Below are 1,104 nucleotides of genomic sequence, written 5' to 3'. Positions count from 1 at the left end.
GCCCCACCCCGACGATGCGGCCGTCCTTGACGCCGATGTTCGTCTTGCGCACGCCGATCAGCGGATCCATGACGACCACGCCCAGGATCACCATGTCCAGCGCGCTGTCGCGCGGGGCCCGGTCGGCCACCAGCAGGCCGTCGCGCGCCGTCTTGCCGCAGCCCCCGAGCAGCTCCTCGCCGGGCTCGGTGTCGTCGCCCTCGACCCGGACCCACAGGTCGGTGTCGGCCAGCCGGATCCGGTCGCCGGTGGTCGGGCCGTACAAGGACGCGTACGCGTGCCGGGGCATCCGGCTCATCGGTCTCCTCCTCGTGCCACCGCGGTGACGGTCAGGGTCCGCCCGGGCTCGAACCGGACGGACGTTCCGGCCGGGATGTCCAGCCGGTGGCCGCGGGCGGCCTCCCGGTCGAAGTCCAGGGCGGCGTTCGTCTCCTCCAGCGGGAAGTGGGACGAGACCCAGATCTCCCGGGCCCCCCGGTTGGTGATGTCCAGGGTGGTGCGCGGGCGGCCGGGAGCGAGCTCGGCCTCGCCGCCGGCGACCAGCACCGCGCCGGGGCCGGTGGCCCCGGCCGGGCCGAACGGCTCGGGAACGTGCACCAGGCTGGAGCCGTGCGGGAAGAGGGCCTCGACCTGGATGCTGGGCACGGCCTCCGCCACGCCCGGCAGCAGCCGGTCGCGCGGGACGATGCCGTCGGCGCGTTCGACGACGGTCTCGAGCGGCGTGCCGTCCCAGGCCATCTCCAGGATCTCGTCGCACACCAGGGCGATGGCCTCCGTGGCGCCGAGCAGCGCCCCGCGCGCCAGCCGCCGGCGCGCGAGCTCGGCTGCCGAGAACAGTGTCAGCCTCTCCTGCTCACGTGGGGTCAGATGCACAGGTCACTTCCCTGAAGATCAAGCGCCGTCCGAAGGGCGCGTGGGGATGTACAGCACAATGCCGGGGAAACAAGGTGCGAACAATGGTGAAAGGTCCCTGGAGTGGGGCAGCCCTGGAGCGACGAGGCAGTGCCGCTCGGAGGCACGATCGCCTCACGCGACGGGCGACGCGCGCGCGTGGTGGTCTACCGGCGGCCGGTGGAGATCCGCACCAAGGGGCGCGACGAGCGG

1 protein-coding gene and 2 pseudogenes are annotated in these 1,104 nt (G+C 73.3%); 1 reads left to right on the top strand and 2 read right to left on the bottom strand.

The annotated features are described in order from the left end of the window. A pseudogene (locus C1I97_RS37695) lies at nucleotides 1–298 on the bottom strand (urease subunit alpha); the annotation flags it as partial. Continuing rightward, entirely contained in the window at nucleotides 295–873 is a 579-nt protein-coding gene (locus tag C1I97_RS37690) for an urease subunit gamma (RefSeq protein ID WP_111007340.1), read from the bottom strand. The pseudogene C1I97_RS37695 and the gene C1I97_RS37690, both read right to left, overlap by 4 nt. 105 nt (nucleotides 874–978) lie before the next feature. Between C1I97_RS37690 and C1I97_RS43170 the strand changes: the two are divergent. Then, nucleotides 979–1,104 (top strand): annotated as a pseudogene (locus C1I97_RS43170) (metallopeptidase family protein); the annotation flags it as partial.

This window comes from Streptomyces sp. NTH33 (assembly GCF_003236365.1).
Lineage (GTDB): Bacteria > Actinomycetota > Actinomycetes > Streptomycetales > Streptomycetaceae > Streptomyces.
Note: the sequence above shows the minus strand (reverse complement) of the source record. Positions and strands in the feature narration are given on the sequence as shown.